Consider the following 18,777-nt stretch of genomic DNA (forward strand, 5'->3'; position numbering starts at 1 on the left):
ACTCAGCTTGGAACGGTCCCAAAAGAATTATGCCGACGCCGAAGGCTTATTATATCGGCAAAACAGCAAACTGTTAGGTTTAATTGTGCATCTGCACATAAATCAGTTTGCCCCAAAAAAATATGTGACCAACGAAGGTTGGTTTTTAAACGTAAACTGATATACATCAGATTAGTCGCTCCCTGATGTCGTATTCAGGCCACAGCGTTGATGCATATGGATCTGTTCAATTGTAAAGGTACGATGATAATTCCGTATCAAGACACCCTATCCAAAAAGAAGGGTTGCTCTTCGAGCAAATGTGACAGTGAAAGTTACTTACATCCAATGCACCGCTTGTCCGCCAGTGAAACGCGCAGGAGACTTTAATCGTTTAAAGATTGAAGCCGTATTGCCATCATCAATATGTGAATCAAAACCGAAGCCGATCAAAAAGGCAGGTAATAAAACTCAGACCACAATCGGTTTATTTGAGATCTGAGCAAAATTGGTCCGTGATGTTTGATGTTCGCTACGTGTTTAGCGATAGTTTGCTGTGTATCACTATTAGGTGTTACACCCATGAAACGTATGTTGATTAATGCAACACATGCAGAAGAGATTCGCGTTGCACTTGTCACTGGGCAGCGTCTTTACGATTTTGACTTAGAGAATCGTACCCGTGAACAAAAAAAATCTAATATCTATAAAGGTCACGTGACTCGCGTTGAGCCTTCTTTAGAAGCCGTCTTTGTTGAGTATGGTGCGGGACGTCAAGGCTTCTTGTCTATGCGTGAAATCGCAAATTCATATTACCAAGCAGACCCACGCCAAACTTCAAACATTCGTGAATTGATCACTGAAGGCACAGAGCTTTTGGTTCAAGTTGAAAAAGAAGAGCGTGGTAACAAAGGCGCTGCTCTTTCTACCTTCATTTCTTTAGCTGGTCGCTACTTGGTACTCATGCCAAACAACCCGAAAGGTGGTGGTATTAGCCGTCAAATTTCAGGTTCAGTACGTGAAGAATTGAAAGAAATGTTGGCGTCGTTAAATGTACCTCGTGGCATGAGCGTGATTGTACGTACTGCGGGTATTGGCCGTTCTCAAGAAGAATTACAACTCGACCTACAGCACTTACTTGATCTTTGGGCGCAAATCCAAAACACAGCAAGTTCTGGTCCATCACCAATGCTGGTTCACCAAGAAGCAGGCGTGGTGACACGTGCGATTCGTGATTATTTACGTGATGATGTTGCTGAAATCTTAATTGATTCAGAGCAAGCCTATAACGAAGCCTATAACTTCGTAAAAGCAGTTATGCCTCGTCAAATCGACAAGTTAAAAACTTATACGCTAAATGAACCATTATTTGCGCATTTTGGTATTGAAAGCCAAATTCAAACAGCTTATGAACGTGAAGTTAAACTTCCTTCAGGCGGTTCAATCGTTATTGACCAAACCGAAGCATTAGTGTCAATTGACATTAACTCTGCAAAATCAACCCGTGGTAGTGACGTTGAAGATACAGCGCTCAATACCAACCTTGAAGCAGCGGAAGAAATTGCACGTCAACTGCGTTTACGTGACATTGGTGGTTTGGTAGTAATCGACTTTATCGACATGACCAAAGACCGCAACCAACGTATGGTTGAGGCGAAACTTCGCGAAGCAACACAAAGCGACCGTGCCCGTATCCAATTCGGTCAATTGTCTCGTTTTGGCTTGATGGAAATGAGCCGTCAACGTCTACGCCCTTCGCTTGAAGAAGCAACAGGTTATGTCTGCCCGCGCTGTCATGGCACAGGTATGGTTCGTGACTTACGTTCATTATCGCTTTCAATCATGCGTAAAGTAGAAGAAATTGCGCTGCGTGAACGTCATGGTGAAGTTCAAGTACAGGTTCCTGTTGAAATTGCAGCATTCTTATTGAATGAAAAGCGTCACACGCTGGTTTACCTTGAACAAACCTCAGGTGTTCGTGTGACTGTGCTTCCGCACCCACACTTAGAAACCCCACATTACGAAATTTCGTATAACCCTGAAGGCTTTGCACCAACCAGCTATGAACGTACAGAAGCAACACGTTCAAGCGAAAAAGAGTTGGGTTACGAGTCATCAGAATGGCATTTAGATGGCGCAGATCATGTGCATCAACATGCCGCTCCTGCGCCTGCACAACAAGAAAAAGGCAACAAAAAACCTCGTAACAACGCGCCACAACAACAAGTTGCGCAACAAACCCCTGCCCAAACGGCTCCTTCAAGCAGCCCATGTGCATGGTTAGAAAACTTGTTTGTACAAAAACAAGCTGTGACTGTCGATCAATCACGTTCTGCAAATAATGCTGCTGCTGCCATTGAGCAAATGGTGAATGGTGGTGCAGTGAGCCGTGGTCAGTTTGGTCAAGTTGGTACGCCTGCTGCGGCACCAGTTGCACCAAGCAATAATGTCTACATGAGCTCTGCACTTGTTCATGCAAAATCTGAACACCGTGAAGATAAGCATGTAGAGAAAGAAGAACGCGGCACACGCCACAACAAAAAGCGCCCTAATAAGCACAAAGAGTCACGTGAGCAAAATGCGCAACATAACAACCAAGTTCATGAAGAAATTGTGCAGGTCTCTCGTCAAGATCAACAGCGCCAAGATCGTTATGAACAACGTCCTGAACGCAATGAACCACAACGCCAAGACCGTCATGAACAACGTTCTGAGCGCATTGAACAACAACGTCAAGACCGTCCAGAGCGCAGTGAACAGCAACGTCAGGAACCACGTGATAACAAGCGTTCATCACGTCGCCAACACGGTGAGCAACAGCAAAACACTGATGTTCAAAACGAACAGCAAAATGCAATGCCACGTCGTGACCGCCGTAACCAACCTCGTCCAGAGCGCCCAAATCGCCATCGCGATCCAAGTGTACTGAATGAGCAAGCGACTGAAACAGCGCCAGCTGTGGTTCAAGAACCTCAAGTTAAAGTTGAGTTGATTGAAGCACCGCGTCAAGAAATGATCACAACAGCCCATGTGGTCAATGTCGATCAAGCGCAAAGTGAAATCGTGGCATTAACTCCACCCGTACACACTGCAACCGAAACCAAGCCTCAGCAAGCGGCTGTTGCGAAAGCAGAAGTTGAAGTAAAAGCTGAGAAAGTGGTACAGGAGAAATCAGCTGAAGTTGTAGCAGCACCTACTGAACAACAAGCAGAGCAAAAACCACGTGAAAGCGTAAAACGTGCCAGCAATGACCCACGTCAACGCCGTCGCCAACAACGCGCTGCACATACACAGCAAACTGAAATACCTAAACTCACACCTTCACAGGTGCCAACTTTAGGTCAGTACACCATCAGCAGCTTGATTCGCCATGTCTATGGTGAAGACTGTTCAGTGCTGATTGAGCAGTTTGGTTTAATTCCAACCTTCAACCGTGCCCTTCAGAAATTTACTGAAGAGTATGCAGCAACGTTGAGCAAAACTGTGACAACGCCTGCTGTTGAAGCAGAGAAAAAACCGGTCACCCGTGATGTTGAAATCACAAAAGCGCAGCCTGAAGCAGAGCCAGTTCCAGTATTGGACCTGACACCGCCTGCACCTGTATCTGAACAACGTGTTGCAAATGACCCGCGTGAGCGTCGTCGTCTAGCTAAACTTGCTGCTGAACAAGCTAAACAAGCACGCGAAACAGCGCCTGTTGCTGAATCGTCAGCGCCTGAAACAGCGATTGTTGCAGAAACGCCTACTGCTGAAGCTGCGCCTGCTGTAACTCCAGAGGAAAACGAGCCTGCTCTTGTAACAGAAAGCGAAGCGCCTGTTGCCGTTGAAAGCAGTGAAGTAAAAAGCTCGGCAGATGTAGCTGCGGTTGAAGAAGTAGAAGCTGTTGTTGCTCCAGTTCAAGCCAAAGCACCTAGAGCATCAAAGCAAACTGAAAAAGTAGAAGCGACTGAAACTGTAACGGAAACAGCTGCGGACGAGTCAGATAAATCAGACTCGGACAAGCCAGTTCGCCCACGTCGTCCACGCGGTCGTCCACCGAAAAAAGCGAGCCCGACTGAATCGTAATTCGCCCTAGAGTTATAAATTTTAAAAACCTAGTCATGTCAGTGGCTAGGTTTTTTTGTTATTTTCGTCAGATTAGGTTGATTGCACTAGACCGAAACGATTAAAAGAACAAGTGTAGAAACTGAGCACTATTCAAACGCATTGGATTGCATAAAATAATTAGGATTCATATGAGCCAACACCCATCACATGACCTCATTGGTATTACTGACGTTGCAGCAAAACTTCCTCAATTCATCAGTAAAGTTCCCAACTTACTCAGTGGATTAAAGCAAGCATATTTACGTACCCCAAACACCCCAGCAGGCCTCGGGATTGCTTTTGAAAAAGCAGTGAAGCGCAACCCTCACGGTATGGCCCTGCTTTTTGAAGATCAAAAATTTAGCTACCAAGCCCTCAATGAATGGGCAAACCAAATCGGGCATTATTTTTTATCCATCGGGGCAAAAAAGGGGGATGTCATCACAGTGATGATTGAAAACCGCCCTGAATTGGTTGCAACCGTGATTGCACTTGCCAAAATTGGCGTTACTGCGGCTTTAGTCAACACCTCTCAAGTCGGTAAAGTGCTGGCGCATAGTATTAATCTGGTCAAACCCATTGCAGTCATCGTGGGTGAAGAATGCCGTGCCGCAGTTGATGAAATCCGTCATGATCTAAATCTCACTGCGGATCGTTTCTATTGGTTTGCCGACCAAGAAACCCAAAAAGATGCAGGCCTTGCACCACAAGGTTTTAGTAATCTTGCTGAAAAAATTGATGCCTTTGCCAAATTCAATACCCCAACCACACACAGTGTGCTGGGTAAAGATGGCTTATTTTATATTTATACCTCAGGCACAACCGGTTTGCCTAAAGCCGTTATTTTCACGCATAGCCGCTGGACGTTGGCTTATGGAACCTACGGGCACGTGCTGAACCTCGGTAAAGACGATGTGATGTATGTCACCTTGCCGCTGTACCATGCAACAGGCATTGTGGTGTGTTGGTGTGGCGTGATTGCGGGTGCGGGCACCTTGGCTTTACGCCGTAAATACTCCACTTCTGCTTTTTGGAAAGATGTGCAAAAGTTCGATGCCTCTGCCATTGGCTATGTCGGTGAGTTATGTCGCTACCTCATGGATGCATCACCTTCAACGTTAGAAAAAGGCCACCGTGTCACCAAAATGATCGGCAATGGCATGCGTCCGAATATTTGGGACAAATTCAAACAGCGGTTTGGTATTGAAGAAATTTTAGAGCTTTATGCATCGAGTGAAGGCAATGTCGGTTTTAGCAATGTATTCAACTTTGACAACACTGTCGGCTTTTCACCTACGCCTTATGCCATTATCCAGTTTGATAAAGACAAAAATGCGCCTGTTTATGATGCCAAAGGTGGCTGTATCAAGGTCAAAAAAGGCGAAGTTGGTTTATTGATTGGTAAAATTACCCGCCGTTCTCCATTTGATGGCTATACTGATCCTGAAAAAAATAAATCAGTGATTCTTAAAGATGTCTTCAAATCCGGCGATGCTTATTTCAACACAGGGGACCTAGTCCGCGACATTGGCTTTCGTCATGCCCAATTCGTCGACCGCTTAGGCGATACCTTCCGCTGGAAAGGCGAAAATGTGTCCACGACTGAAGTTGAAAACATGGTTAGTGAATATGACAAAATCACCGAAGCTGTAGTATATGGTGTTGAAATTCCGAACACCAATGGTCGTGCGGGAATGGCTGCGATTACACTGGCAGATGGCGCTGAACTGAATGAGCAGGATTTAGCTCAAATGCTCGTGAGCTTTAAAAAATGCCTCCCTGCCTATGCTGTACCCGTTTTCTTACGCGTACAAAAGCAAGTTGAAACTACAGGAACATTTAAATACCAAAAGAACAAGCTAAAAGCACAAGCCTTTGACCCGAAAAAAACGGATGAACGTTTGCTGGTCCTGTTACCCAACAGCAGTGCATATGCAGATTTAACGCAACAAGTCTTTGATAACATTCAAGCGTATCAATATCGCTTCTAAACTCGAATTGCTTGTTTTTTAGCTACCTAATCGCAAATTTGTTGTATTTATAATCAAACATCAACAAGTTTGCGATTTTTTACTTGCGCTCGATGCATATCTTGCTACAATACGCTCCATCAAATGATATGGGTCGTTAGCTCAGCTGGTAGAGCAGCGGACTTTTAATCCGTTGGTCCCGCGTTCGAATCGCGGACGACCCACCATTCCTTTGATACCCTTGATGGGTCGTTAGCTCAGCTGGTAGAGCAGCGGACTTTTAATCCGTTGGTCCCGCGTTCGAATCGCGGACGACCCACCATCTTTCTTGTAAAATCTAATTTTACAAACCTGCTCAGGTTCGAATGCTTTAAAAATTTCTTTTTTAAACTTTCAGCGAATACTCTTTCGCACACCTTGCTCAGGGTCGTTAGCTCAGCTGGTAGAGCAGCGGACTTTTAATCCGTTGGTCCCGCGTTCGAATCGCGGACGACCCACCATTTATTTAAATCCTCTTTAATTGCATTGATATGACATTTATTTAGCGACACGCTATTTAAGTCATAAAATTCGCACGCTGTTCATTTCTTCACTATTATTATTCTTCAGTCGTATTTTATTGCTTTACCCAATTCCATTTTAACTATGAATTAGGCTCACGCTTTAACGTATACGCACGCTCTAATTTCGGAAAACCTCGCGCATACCATTTTTGGTTAGTGGTATCTAGATTATTACTTTTATCTAAATCCATTTGCAGCGTTTGCGAATCTACCACGCGATAATAAAAATTAATCCCCTCTTTACGATGCACAATCAGCTCTGTTCGCTCTTTATTCATGGTCCACGTATCACGGCGATAACTTAAGTTTGAAAAGCCAGGGCGTTGTTTTTCCGAAAAGACCTTACCTAAGCGAACAATGCTGCGATGCACCGTACCATCAGGTAAAAAATTGAGAATAAAATCAGCCTTCCCCGTTTCACAAGGGAAAAAATAACCATCACATTGAATTTGTGTGCGATAACGCCCGATGAACTGCTGTTCACCAATATCCAGCTTACGAGGTGCATACTCCGAATCATCTTGCATGGTTGCCCGTCCTGCCACCTCAGTCAGCTTCTTCCCCGACTCAGGCGGAACAACCGCGTCCTCTACCGTGCTATTTTCATGTTGTTGTGACGCTTCCGACAGCCCACCATCACAGCCAGCTAACGATACACCGATTAGCGCCACCGCTCCTTGCAGTAATACGCCAATCAAACCCTGATGCTTTCGTTTCAACTTCATTCCACACTCACTTTCTGCACGTGATTAATCTCCATAACCATCACGAATATTCCATCCTGACCCCTGGTGTTTTCTCGGATTCAAATGACTTGCTGACTTTAAGCAGCTGGCTCAACGCCAAATAGAGCACATTTTAGTCCTGATCAAAACCCCAGCTTTTATCTCTTTACATAACTTTACTTTTTAATTAGCTCCGTCACCTTTAAAAACTTAATTCCATCTCCATTTTTAAATTATGAGTGCATAAAGCCACTCAGATTTTAATTTTTAAGGAGACCTAGATGGCCAATGTTGGTTTATATCGCTCAAACCGCTCAAACATGATTGCTGGTGTGATGGGTGGTATTGCTGAACGTTTTGGTTGGAACGCAAATTTACTTCGTATTGTTTTCATCACCATTTCACTGTTAAGTGCAGCATTCCCTGGAATTTTGGTTTACCTGATTCTTTGGTTGGTGATGCCGAAACAAAAAGACCAAATCGAGCATTCTCCACAGGCTCGATCGGGTTATAGCAATACGATGCGTACTGTTAATCCAGATCATCGCAACCCATAAGCGCACATCTTTCGTCTCAAAAAAGTTTCTTTTTATGCTACGACCACTTCCCCCAAAGTGTCGTAGCTTTTTTTTGCCTACGACACTCACATGACTTAACGATGTTGTAACAGACGATACAACGCTGCAATCATATCGGCACGGCTAATGATGCCGACCAAAGCCTTGTTTTCAACCACAGGAATATAGTTAAAAGAACGTTCAACAAAGTACGGGATCAAATCTTGTAGTTCTTGATCCGGCTGTACCGTGACCACCTGACGTTTCATAATGTGCTTGACTTGATCTTGCCAAGAGGTACGCAAATCCGTTGCCTTTTGGAACCACTCGACCACTTCATATAAAGCTAAGGTGCCGCATACTTGTTCAGCTCGATTTAACACAGGTAAACTCATTAGATTGACCTGTTTAAATTTTTCCACAGCGACTTGAATGTCTTCATCTTCATATAAACACAGGACATCTTTACTCATAATGTCCCGACAACGTAGGTCTATATGAAAGCGAGTATCGGCCTGCGCTTGAGCTTTTAAAATCAGTTTTTGTAAATCATATTCACTGATGTCGAGTAACTGTGTTTCTTGGGCTAAAACTTGATGAATATCTTCAGGTTGAATCGTAACCTTCTGGGTGGGGGTCGGGTCGGTGCTACGCGTATTGACTTGCGCCACAGTTGGGTATTGCTTCCCGAGTAAACGGTTGAACACAATCGCAATCACGAGAAGCAAGATCGAGTTGAGTAAAACAGGATAAAATACAAACTGATAACCCAGCTCGTGTACCGTCTCACCTCCCAGCACCGCTGTAATTGCCACAGCACCACTCGGTGGATGCAAAGAGTCTGTCGTCATCATCAAAATAATCGACAAAGCCACAGCAACACTAAATGCTTCTGTTAAGTTGGAAATATAGAGTGCGCAGGTCACCCCAATTACTGCTGCAATCGTATTCCCAATCACAATATTCCATGGCTGAGCCAAAGGACTGGCTGGTACGGCAAAAAGCAACACCGAGGACGCACCCATCGGGGCGATATACCATGCATTGATCCCACCCAAAAGCCACCAACTTATGAGTGAAGACAGTGCTAATCCCAACAATGCACCTAAACCACAGAGCATTCTTTCCTTTAGCGGTAACACTTTAAAATTCGGTTTTAAGGTATTTAACCATTCAAGTTGCATATGAAACACAGCCACCCTTCTACTTTTTCGCACTTAACCGGTGCAAAATTATACGTGGTCTCACCAATAAGATGCATCTATTTTACATCTTATTTTTATGAGTAATTCTACTGAATTCTTTAGTGAACGTATTGCTGTAACTGTACAACCCGTTCAGCACACTGCTGCATAGGACAAAAAGCATACATAGGCGATCCAACATACTGGCCTGCATTATCACACTCTTGCTCAACATAGGCTTTCCACAAGCGTTGTGATTTCAAAATGGCTTGATAACGTTCAGGCTGCTGCCATTCGGCACTTTGCACCCGTATTTGATCGAGTAATGCCACAATTTGCTTTTCGTAGCCCTGTTTGGCTTGATCCGCACAAATTTGTACCACGCTATTGTTAATCCCTGCCAGTTGCTGCTCTTGAATGGTTTGCTCGACACATTGATTATAAACATCCAGCTCGGCCTCTTGCTGCTGTGCGTGAACCGCTCCACTGAACGTAGCCAACGAAATAAGGATGTGGAGATATAATTTTCGCATGATGTGCTCTTGGTTTTATTGTGCAGCAATTTAATATAGCAAACTCAGGCAATTTGGCTCAAATCAGAGAATAGATGGTCTATGTCATACACGCAGTCCAATCCTTTTCGGTATACGTAAATCGTGCTATCTGACTTCTTTTACGTAACTATCACAGTTGAATTTTTAAATGAATGAATCCCGCTGAAACCTTTGCCACTCCCCTGCAAAATCCTTATACTTAGAACCAATTTTTTCTTATATTTATAATGGATGCTGCATGAGTCGCGCCATATCGCATATTGATACATTCCAAGGCTTAATTCTTGCCTTACAAAACTACTGGGCTGAACAAGGTTGTGTGATTTTACAACCTTACGATATGGAAATGGGTGCAGGGACATTCCACACTGCTACATTCTTACGCGCACTTGGGCCAGAAACTTGGAACGCAGCATACGTTCAACCCTCACGTCGTCCTAAAGACGGTCGTTATGGTGAAAACCCAAACCGTTTGCAACACTATTACCAATTCCAAGTAGTACTGAAACCAAACCCAGACAATATCCAACAACTTTACCTAGACTCATTAAAAGCGATTGGTATTGATACCCTTACTCACGATATTCGTTTCGTAGAAGACAACTGGGAATCGCCAACACTGGGTGCTTGGGGCTTAGGTTGGGAAGTTTGGCTCAACGGTATGGAGGTGACTCAATTTACGTACTTCCAACAAGTCGGTGGTGTTGAGTGTTATCCAGTCACAGGTGAAATCACTTACGGTCTTGAACGTTTGGCAATGTACTTACAAGGTGTCGATTCTGTTTACGATCTTGTTTGGACCAAAGGTCAATTTGGTACTGTGACCTATGGTGATGTATTCCATCAAAATGAAGTTGAGCAATCGACCTATAACTTTGAATATGCCAACGTTGAAAAAATGTTTGAATTGTTCGATTTCTATGAAGCGGAAGCAACGCGCTTAATGGAAGCTGAACTTCCACTTCCTGCCTACGAACAAGTGATTAAAGCATCGCATAGCTTTAACTTACTTGATGCGCGTGGTGCGATTTCTGTGACTGAGCGTCAACGTTATATTTTACGTGTACGTACTTTGGCTCGTTCAATTGCGCAAAGTTATGTGGCGGCTCGTGCCAAACTTGGTTTCCCAATGGCAGAACCACATTTACGTGATGAAGTTTTAGCTCAATTGAAAGCTCAGGTTGAAGCAGAAGCGGCTCAAGCAGAAAAATCAGCGGAGAACAAATAATGTCTAAACATACAGTTTTATTTGAACTTGGCTGTGAAGAACTTCCACCAAAAAGCTTAAAAACTTTACGTGATGCATTGCAAGCTGAAACAGAAAAAGGCTTAAAAGATGCAGGTTTAGCTTTTGATTCTATCGAAGCCTATGCAGCGCCTCGTCGTTTAGCATTGAAAATTATCAATGTCGATGCTGCTCAAGCAGATACTCAAAAACGTTTTGACGGCCCTGCTGTACAAGCTGCTTATGATGCTGAAGGTAAGCCAACCAAAGCACTTGAAGGCTTTATGCGTGGTCAAGGCATTACTGCGGATCAAGTTTCAACTTTCCAAGCAGGTAAAGTTGAAAAAGTTTGCTATCTAAAAGATGTGCAAGGTCAAAGCCTTGATGTTTTACTGCCACAAATTTTACAAACCGCTTTGGATAACCTTCCAATCGCAAAACGTATGCGTTCTGCGGCAAGCCGTACTGAATTCGTGCGTCCTGTAAAATGGGTTGTGTTGCTTAAAGACAATGATGTTGTTGATGCAACCATTCAGGATCATAAAGCAGGTAATGTGACTTATGGTCATCGTTTCCATGCACCTGAAGCGATTACTTTAGCCAATGCAGATGCTTATTTAGATGCGCTTCGCGCTGCAAAAGTTGTAGCGAATTTTGAAGAACGTCAAGCCATCATTGACCAACAAGTGAAAGCTTTGGCTGATGAAGTGAATGCCATTGCGATCGTTCCTGCTGATTTACGTGATGAAGTGACTGCATTGGTTGAATGGCCTGTTGCGCTTCGTGCAAGCTTTGAAGAACGTTTCCTTGCTGTGCCTCAAGAAGCATTAATCACCACCATGCAAGACAATCAGAAGTATTTCTGTTTGGTGAATTCGGACAATAAATTACAGCCTTACTTCATTACTGTTTCAAATATTGAGTCTAAAGATCCAACTCAAATTATTGAAGGGAATGAGAAAGTTGTACGCCCTCGTTTGTCTGATGCAGAATTCTTCTTCTTACAAGACCAGAAGCAACCGCTTGCATCTCGTAAAGAAAAACTCGCCAATATGGTTTTCCAAGCACAGTTAGGTACGCTTTGGAATAAATCTGAACGTATTGCCAAATTGGCTATGGCTTTATCTGCGATCACAGGTGCAAACCCTGCGGATGCTGAAAAAGCAGCATTACTTGCAAAGTGTGATTTAACCTCTGAATTGGTCGGTGAATTCCCTGAGCTTCAAGGGATTGCGGGCACTTACTATGCACGTATTGAAGGCGAGAATGATGAAGTTGCGGAAGCTTTAGGCGAGCAATATTTACCTAAGTTTGCAGGCGATGTTTTACCGCAAACCAAGACAGGTACAACGATTGCCCTTGCAGATCGTTTAGATACGCTGACTGGTATTTTCGGTATTGGTCAAGCACCTACAGGTTCGAAAGACCCGTTTGCTTTACGTCGTTCTGCAATTGGTATCTTACGTTTAGTGACTGAAAATAATCTTGATGTTTCGATTGAAGAATTGATCAAGCTTGCTTTGGCTGCTTATGGCGATGTATTGAAAGACCATGATAAGACTTTAGCGGATGCTGTTGCATTCCTTGAAGGTCGTTACCGTGCAAAATACGAAGACCAAGGCGTTGCTGTTGATGTGATTCAAGCGGTTCAAGCGTTATCTCCAAAATCTCCTTTAGATTTTGATAAGCGTGTAACTGCAGTGAATCATTTCCGTAGTTTGCCTGAAGCTGCTGCTTTGGCTGCTGCGAATAAACGTGTTGCCAATATCTTGGCGAAAGAAGCTGCACCTACGGGTGAGATTGTTGAGTCTAAATTGGTTGAAGATGCTGAAAAAGCACTTTATGCAGAAATTCAAGCTATTCTGCCTGTGGTTCAACCGCTTTTAGCTGCAAAAGACTACACCGAAGTACTTTCTAAGTTAGCTGCACTTCGTACGCCGATTGATGCTTTCTTTGAAGGTGTTATGGTGATGGCTGATGATGCTGAATTGAAAGCAAACCGCTTACGTTTACTGGCTCAGTTGCGTGATTTATTTACTAGCGTTGCAGATATTTCAGTGTTGCAGCACTAAGCTGAATGATTGAAATAAAAACCCGCTTTAAAGCGGGTTTTTATATTAAAGTATTTTGAGAAACAGCTAAATAGTATTCACTCACAACTATATCATGTTGCAAAGACTGAGTTTGCTCACGAATAAACTCTCCATCCTCCTCGCCATTGCTACATTCTATTAGTTCTTGCAACTCATACAATCGCATTTGAAACTCTGAAATTTTTTTTTGTCTTAGATTTACTAAACGAGTAGATTCCAAATTAAGTACTCGAATAGTTTCTCTACCTTTAATAATAGAATTATCATCTAGATTATCTTTTATATTAATATGTCCATTAGGTAAAAAAGCTAAATATCTAGCTGGATCTTCAGTATCAGGTCTTATTAAATTTGTAGCGTCATAATCAGTAACCTGATCATCTTTGTATCTTCCACAATGATCTGGATGGTCACATGAGCCAAATAAATTATCCCATTCATATATACTCCTACCCCTCAAACCTTTTAGGATATGTTGTGGAGTTAAGTGCTCAATATGACAATTTTCCCCTATTAGCTTTCGTTCACAATAAGCACAAAAAAAGTTTTGCATTATATTTAATGCCTGCCATATTTCCGATTTATCAGAATCCTCTAAATCCCATTTGGTAGGACTAGTTTTTTTTAGTTTATGAAGACAAGTTGGAGCAACGGGTCGATTTAATTTTCTCATCCCTAACCTCGTTGCCCTATACGCTTTCTTATTAATAAAAGTTTAATTTGATTATTAATACTTGAAATAACAGGATGATCTTTATCGAAATGATTGACCAACTTTTCAAATAACTTTTGAGCTTCTTCAGATTCATGCTGATTATTTTGAATAAACCGTAAATAATCATTAACCCATATCGCTTCTTTAACAATTATTGGAATCGAATAAGTCCCCATAATTTGCTCAAGAATATCCGAACTAGCTACACCTGGCAGAGTAAAACTTGAAGTGCGACATAAACCACCTAATTAATTTAAAGGGTTTATGGAGTATATAAAATTGTCATACCATCATCTTAACTTTGAAGATCGTACTGCATTAATGCTTGAGTCAAGAAAAGAAGGCTTTTCAGCCAGAAAATTTGCTGAACTTATTAAAAGACATCCTAGTACGATCTATCGTGAGCTTAAAAGAAATAGCATCAATGACGTTTATCAAGCTCGATATGCTTCTGATAACACTTTTGCTAGACGTAGACGTGGTCACAGAAAACTCAAAATCGATTCAATCCTCTGGAAATTTATTGTTGAAGCGATCCGTTGTTTATGGTCTCCTCAGCAAATAGCAAAGCGTTTAAAGACATTTCCTGATTTGGATCAAACAATGAATGTAAGCCATACAACGATTTATTCAACGATACGAGCATTACCCAAGGGTGAGTTGAAAAAAGACTTATTATCCTGTCTACGTCATGAAAATAAAAAGCGAAAAGCTAACGGTGAACCTAAAAAAGATTCTATATTACAGGATATTAAAACTATTCATGAGCGCCCAGCCGAAGTTCAAGAAAGAAAAATACCGGGTCATTGGGAAGCTGATTTAATTAAAGGTAAAGACAATAAAAGTTCGATAGCAACACTTATTGAACGAAATACACGGCTCTGTATCTTGGCAACATTACCTGATGCAAAGGCAGAATCAGTGCGCAAGGCTTTAACTGAAGCTCTGAAATATTTACCTGCAGAACTGCGTAAAACGTTGACCTATGACCGTGGACGCGAGATGGCAGAACATAAAATACTTGAAGAAGATTTAGGCATAGATGTATATTTCTGTGACCCACATTCACCCTGGCAAAAAGGCACATGCGAAAATATGAATGGTTTAATTAGGCAATATTTACCTAAAGGGATTGATTTAAATCAGGCAGATCAGCATTATTTAAATCAAGTTGCCATGTCACTGAATACTCGTCCTAGAAAAGCGTTAGATTGGCTTACACCATTAGAGAAATTTGCTCAGCTTGTTGATTATCATAAGACTTTTCAAACTGTCGCACCTCATGTTTGAATTCGCCCCTTTTGTTTGCAAGTTTGGTTGTTCAACTAAATTATTTTTAAGAATTCTAATCTCTGTTTTATCGACCGTTGATAAAACATGAGGACTATGCGTTGTCATAATAAATTGAATATTTGGAAATGATTCACGTAAGATAAGAATAATTTTTTGTTGCCAACTTGGATGTAGATGTAATTCTATTTCATCAATAAGAACAATACCTTGACCATTAAATGGTAGATCCAAATTATCATTTAGCAACAATAATCGTCGAGCTATATCACCAACCAATCCAAATAAAACTCTTTGTCCATCAGAAAATTGATGTAAAAAGATAATTTCTCGTTCTAAATTTAAAGCTACTTTATCTTCACCATCATCTGCATTAACAAGTTCAATATGATTTAAATCAGGATATATTTTCCTAAATAATTCTTCCAAGAACTTAATTGCTTTTTTTGATTGATTGTTTGTTCGATCGTTAGGATACAACTTCAGAACTGATACCAAATCTTCATATAGTTCATATAAAGGATGATCTTTATTATTAGCACCTGCTTGCAATAAACTATCAACTTGGTTTCTAATTTTTAAACTATCAACATTATCAACAACAGTATTTGCTGTCTTCAATAACCGAATCAACCATTCACTAAAGACATTAAATGACGCTTTTGAACTTAAAGAACCATCATATCCACTAAGTTTATCAAAATCTGATGCTTTTGCTTTTCTAGCATCTTTTGATAGTCTATCAATTCCGTATAAGGCAAAAAGTGGTAAATCAATACTTTTATAATTATTTAAAAGGCGAAATTTCTTACCAATTTCACGATATGAGACTAGATCACTTTTTAAATCGCTAAGGATGCCTTCGGGTAGGCGTGCTACCCTACCTTTGAATTTATAAGCATTTCCTATTTGAAACTCACAATCTATATATGCCCCTTTATCTTTATTAAGATTATTTACATCATCTACATCAATAGTCCCACCATTGGTATTTTCTTTACGAGCCGTAGCAGCAATCCACATCAAATTTTTACGAATTGACTCTAATAAACTCGTTTTACCAACTCCATTTTCACCTATTAACACTGTTAGATTTTTATGGAGATTTAGTTCTAGTTCTAAAATTTTTCTGAAGTTCGAAATAGTTAGTGTAGATAAAAAAAAGTTCGTATTTAGAATTTTTATTATATTTTCAAAAGCTATCTGTGCCTGCTCTTCATTTTTCTCAAAGCCTAATATACCATCTCTATAATTTATAAATACTTGAACTGCAGCCTCAAAATTTCCATTCTGTGCATTATTTAATAAATGACGTGTACTCATATCAATTCCCTACTCGAATTCTTTGAATTACATTCTGAGTATATTTTTTCTCAAGGTTTATTAAAAAAATTGGTTCAACATATTTTATAAAACCAAGATAACCTCTTAAATAGTTTAAATCTTCAAGAGAAATTTTTTCTTCAATAAACTTGTGAACTAAATGCTTTATATAACGCTTTTTAGCTCTCCCTATTGAAAGCTCATCATCGTTAGTAATAGTAATACCTGTAACATGACGATTATGCTTTTTAGATGAAAAAACTGTTTTCAGATGATTAATTTTTATAGTGTTACCATAAAATTTAATCAATACATTTCTTACTGTGTCAGGCATACAAAATAATGAATTAGGTGTATTTGTTGAGAACGTCATATCGTCTGCATAACGTGTATAAGTAATACCTTGTTCCTCGCAATATTGAGCAATTTCACAATCAAACGAAAACATGATAAAATTAGAAATAAAAGGTGAACTTGGTGCTCCTATACTTAGAATAAGCTTATTTGAATATTTATTAGGTTTCCAAAAAACTGCTTTTTCTATTATCTCTTTTTCTAGCCAATCAAATTCTATTCCTGCTCTATCACAAGCATTCCAAAAAATCTTAGGAGTAATAGAATTAAAAAATTCTGTAAAATCCATTTTTAAAAAATAAATATTTTTAGCATGTATTTCAGCATTTTTTTTTATATCTTTTCCTTTCACATATGCTACACATGAGTTATGTATAGGAAAGTATTGTTGAAAAAGTTTAATTAAGGCTCTTTGATAATCTTTTAATTCACGGATAGGCTGAGCAATAGTACGCGTACCTGACGTTCGTTTAGGAATTTCATATCTTTTATATTTCTTAGGTGCTTCGCCAAAAAACAGGAAAAATTCCTTTTTAGATTCAAAATTATGAATTTTTTTAGATATTAAGTATTCAATAACATCAACTTTTGACATACTTTTTCCTAATTAAAAAGCTCAGGAAGTGTCCTTCACTGAGCTTAACACTCTTTACTTTAGAGCAAAAGTTTCAATTGTTTGCGAACAGAGTGAGCGAACAATTTAAACTTTTGTTCTCCAATGTGATTCATCAATAAGTTAGAGTCTGGCTAAACACCCGACTAGACTGTTAAGTCCTAAAGCTAAAGAGCCCCTCTATATTAATCTAGAGCTTCATTTACTACAATTTTTTATCCATTTTTTTCTAATAATGATCAACTATAGCCAATCCAAATCCAATTCCCTATACTCAACCTAACAACTCGCAACAAGAACGAACCTTATGAAATTAAAAACTGTACTTTTCGCTACTTTTGCTGCCCTTTCTATTACAGCATGTACATCTCAACCAACAATTCCACAGTTGACAGCTGGTGTATTACAAGAAGTCCAAGACATTGAAGTCTATCCAGACACAACCAATAACAAAGCAAAACTGACCAAATTTGAAGACAAATGCGTCATCGAATTTACTGGTAACCTCAAAGCAGGCAAAGTCGTAGAACAGTGGGCGTTCCGTGACTACACCCTCATCACAGGCGGCTCAGCAACCTTTGCACTCGATGGCACAAGCACAGCAACCAAATTTGAATTACACGATGCAGAAGTTCAGAAAAACTTCCTCGCTCTACGTAATCACTTTGCAAAAGAAGCCTTAGCGCAATGTAACTAAGCAAATCGTCATCACTGGTGCAACATCAGTGATGACTTTCTATCAAATGCCTTTCGCTTCATATCTTTTATTTCAACACCAATCTTCATACTCGTTACATTTAAAACAACGACTACGCATAAACTTACATAATTTTAATGAATTAACTGAATGACACAATTTTCAGCCCATTGTTCATGCGCTGTTGCCGCATTGTGCGACTTTCATATCAAACGCTATTTTTGAGCTCATTTCTGTCTATGATGACTGCTGTTCTGAACTCCTCATCGGGTTCTGTCATAAGAGGTAGAAAATCAAAGATGAAAGTTTTAACAAAGACACTCACCGCTTCGGCTTTAACCACTGCACTTTTAGCTTCCACTTCCCTATTCGCAAATACCACAGCCAATACATCGGCCAATGTTCAAGTTCAAACCTCGCAGCCAAGCGTATTGCAAAACTTAAAACATGATGTCAAACATGCCGCGCATGCGACAGGTGAAACGGTTGAGCATGGTGTCGACAAAACCAAAGCATTCAGCAAAGAAAAATGGCAAGACACCAAAGAATTTTCAGCTGAAAAATCTGCTGTCGTAAAAGATAAGGCTGGTGACGTTAAACACTCTGTTGAGCATAACACCAAAAAAAGTGGTCACTATATAGCGGATAAAGCGAAACAAGGCCAACAAGCGACCAAACAAAAATGGCAGGAAACTAAGCAGGCTGTCAGTGGTCAACCTAAACGTGCTGACGTAAATGGGCAAGCCCAAGTGGAACTAGATACACCTGTTGCTAAAGCCAAAGTCGGTTCATCGACCGATGCTGCTGTTGGCGCGAAGTAGAAAGTTAAACTCCTCCAGAGTTGAGAGA

15 protein-coding genes and 3 tRNA genes are annotated in these 18,777 nt (G+C 40.7%); 11 read left to right on the forward strand and 7 right to left on the reverse strand.

Translation table 11 applies throughout. The features are described from left to right. Positions 1-561: 561 nt before the first annotated feature. The 5 genes from AC5EUN_RS14570 to AC5EUN_RS14590 all read left to right on the forward strand — a co-directional run bounded on the left by AC5EUN_RS14570 (position 562) and on the right by AC5EUN_RS14590 (position 6,535). Positions 562-4,044, forward strand: a complete 3,483-nt coding sequence (locus AC5EUN_RS14570) for an Rne/Rng family ribonuclease (protein ID WP_178896338.1) — start codon at positions 562-564, stop codon at positions 4,042-4,044. Positions 4,045-4,214: 170 nt separating this feature from the next. Then, a complete protein-coding gene (locus AC5EUN_RS14575; protein ID WP_159152991.1) occupies positions 4,215-6,056 on the forward strand; it encodes a long-chain-acyl-CoA synthetase in 1,842 nt (613 codons plus the stop codon). A 130-nt stretch (positions 6,057-6,186) separates the two neighbouring features. Next, positions 6,187-6,262: transfer RNA gene (locus AC5EUN_RS14580), tRNA-Lys, on the forward strand. Between the two features lie 19 nt (positions 6,263-6,281). After that, positions 6,282-6,357, forward strand: a tRNA-Lys gene (locus AC5EUN_RS14585). Between the two features lie 102 nt (positions 6,358-6,459). After that, positions 6,460-6,535: transfer RNA gene (locus AC5EUN_RS14590), tRNA-Lys, on the forward strand. Positions 6,536-6,678: 143 nt separating this feature from the next. On the opposite strand, the gene AC5EUN_RS14595 is transcribed toward AC5EUN_RS14590, so the two are convergent. Next, positions 6,679-7,323, reverse strand: a complete 645-nt coding sequence (locus tag AC5EUN_RS14595; protein WP_159152990.1) for a hypothetical protein — start codon at positions 7,321-7,323, stop codon at positions 6,679-6,681. 281 nt (positions 7,324-7,604) lie between these two features. Here AC5EUN_RS14595 and AC5EUN_RS14600 point away from each other — a divergent pair, with 281 nt between their 5' ends. Continuing rightward, positions 7,605-7,880 (forward strand): PspC domain-containing protein, encoded by a 276-nt coding sequence (locus AC5EUN_RS14600; RefSeq protein WP_004692583.1) that lies wholly within the window; start codon positions 7,605-7,607, stop codon positions 7,878-7,880. Between the two features lie 95 nt (positions 7,881-7,975). Here AC5EUN_RS14600 and AC5EUN_RS14605 read toward each other — a convergent pair whose 3' ends face one another. Both AC5EUN_RS14605 and AC5EUN_RS14610 read right to left on the reverse strand, forming a co-directional pair. Continuing rightward, on the reverse strand, positions 7,976-9,073 hold the full coding sequence (locus tag AC5EUN_RS14605; RefSeq protein ID WP_010325819.1) for an HPP family protein: 1,098 nt from the start codon (positions 9,071-9,073) through the stop codon (positions 7,976-7,978). 110 nt (positions 9,074-9,183) lie between these two features. Continuing rightward, entirely contained in the window at positions 9,184-9,597 is a 414-nt protein-coding gene (locus tag AC5EUN_RS14610; RefSeq protein ID WP_159152989.1) for a lysozyme inhibitor LprI family protein, read from the reverse strand. Between the two features lie 259 nt (positions 9,598-9,856). Here AC5EUN_RS14610 and glyQ point away from each other — a divergent pair, with 259 nt between their 5' ends. After that, positions 9,857-10,846 (forward strand): glycine--tRNA ligase subunit alpha, encoded by a 990-nt coding sequence (gene glyQ / locus AC5EUN_RS14615; protein WP_086209633.1) that lies wholly within the window; start codon positions 9,857-9,859, stop codon positions 10,844-10,846. After that, complete coding sequence (gene glyS, locus AC5EUN_RS14620; RefSeq protein ID WP_178896340.1) at positions 10,846-12,915, forward strand: glycine--tRNA ligase subunit beta; 2,070 nt, start codon at positions 10,846-10,848, stop codon at positions 12,913-12,915. Before glyQ ends, glyS begins: the two co-directional genes overlap by 1 nt. 40 nt (positions 12,916-12,955) lie before the next feature. On the opposite strand, the gene ptuB is transcribed toward glyS, so the two are convergent. Continuing rightward, complete coding sequence (gene ptuB / locus AC5EUN_RS14625) at positions 12,956-13,609, reverse strand: retron Ec78 anti-phage system effector HNH endonuclease PtuB (RefSeq protein ID WP_159152987.1); 654 nt, start codon at positions 13,607-13,609, stop codon at positions 12,956-12,958. A gap of 2 nt (positions 13,610-13,611) precedes the next feature. After that, a complete protein-coding gene (locus AC5EUN_RS14630; RefSeq protein WP_493352404.1) occupies positions 13,612-13,827 on the reverse strand; it encodes a hypothetical protein in 216 nt (71 codons plus the stop codon). A gap of 88 nt (positions 13,828-13,915) precedes the next feature. On the opposite strand from AC5EUN_RS14630, the gene AC5EUN_RS14635 reads away from it, so the two are divergent. After that, positions 13,916-14,941: an IS30-like element ISAba125 family transposase gene (locus tag AC5EUN_RS14635; RefSeq protein WP_010326927.1), complete on the forward strand. Its 1,026-nt coding sequence runs from the start codon at positions 13,916-13,918 to the stop codon at positions 14,939-14,941. On the opposite strand, the gene AC5EUN_RS14640 is transcribed toward AC5EUN_RS14635, so the two are convergent. Together AC5EUN_RS14640 and AC5EUN_RS14645 are read right to left on the reverse strand one after the other, a co-directional pair. Then, positions 14,876-16,264 (reverse strand): AAA family ATPase, encoded by a 1,389-nt coding sequence (locus AC5EUN_RS14640; RefSeq protein WP_493352405.1) that lies wholly within the window; start codon positions 16,262-16,264, stop codon positions 14,876-14,878. The genes AC5EUN_RS14635 and AC5EUN_RS14640 overlap by 66 nt on opposite strands. A 1-nt stretch (position 16,265) precedes the next feature. Beyond that, entirely contained in the window at positions 16,266-17,213 is a 948-nt protein-coding gene (locus AC5EUN_RS14645) for a retron St85 family RNA-directed DNA polymerase (protein ID WP_159152985.1), read from the reverse strand. A 325-nt stretch (positions 17,214-17,538) separates the two neighbouring features. On the opposite strand from AC5EUN_RS14645, the gene AC5EUN_RS14650 reads away from it, so the two are divergent. Together AC5EUN_RS14650 and AC5EUN_RS14655 are read left to right on the forward strand one after the other, a co-directional pair. Further along, positions 17,539-17,928 (forward strand): hypothetical protein, encoded by a 390-nt coding sequence (locus AC5EUN_RS14650; protein ID WP_004978867.1) that lies wholly within the window; start codon positions 17,539-17,541, stop codon positions 17,926-17,928. 299 nt (positions 17,929-18,227) lie between these two features. Next, positions 18,228-18,749 (forward strand): hypothetical protein, encoded by a 522-nt coding sequence (locus AC5EUN_RS14655; RefSeq protein WP_159152984.1) that lies wholly within the window; start codon positions 18,228-18,230, stop codon positions 18,747-18,749. Positions 18,750-18,777 lie beyond the last annotated feature (28 nt).

The sequence above is a fragment of the Acinetobacter sp. CAU_H_S170_2 genome (genome assembly GCF_058890445.1).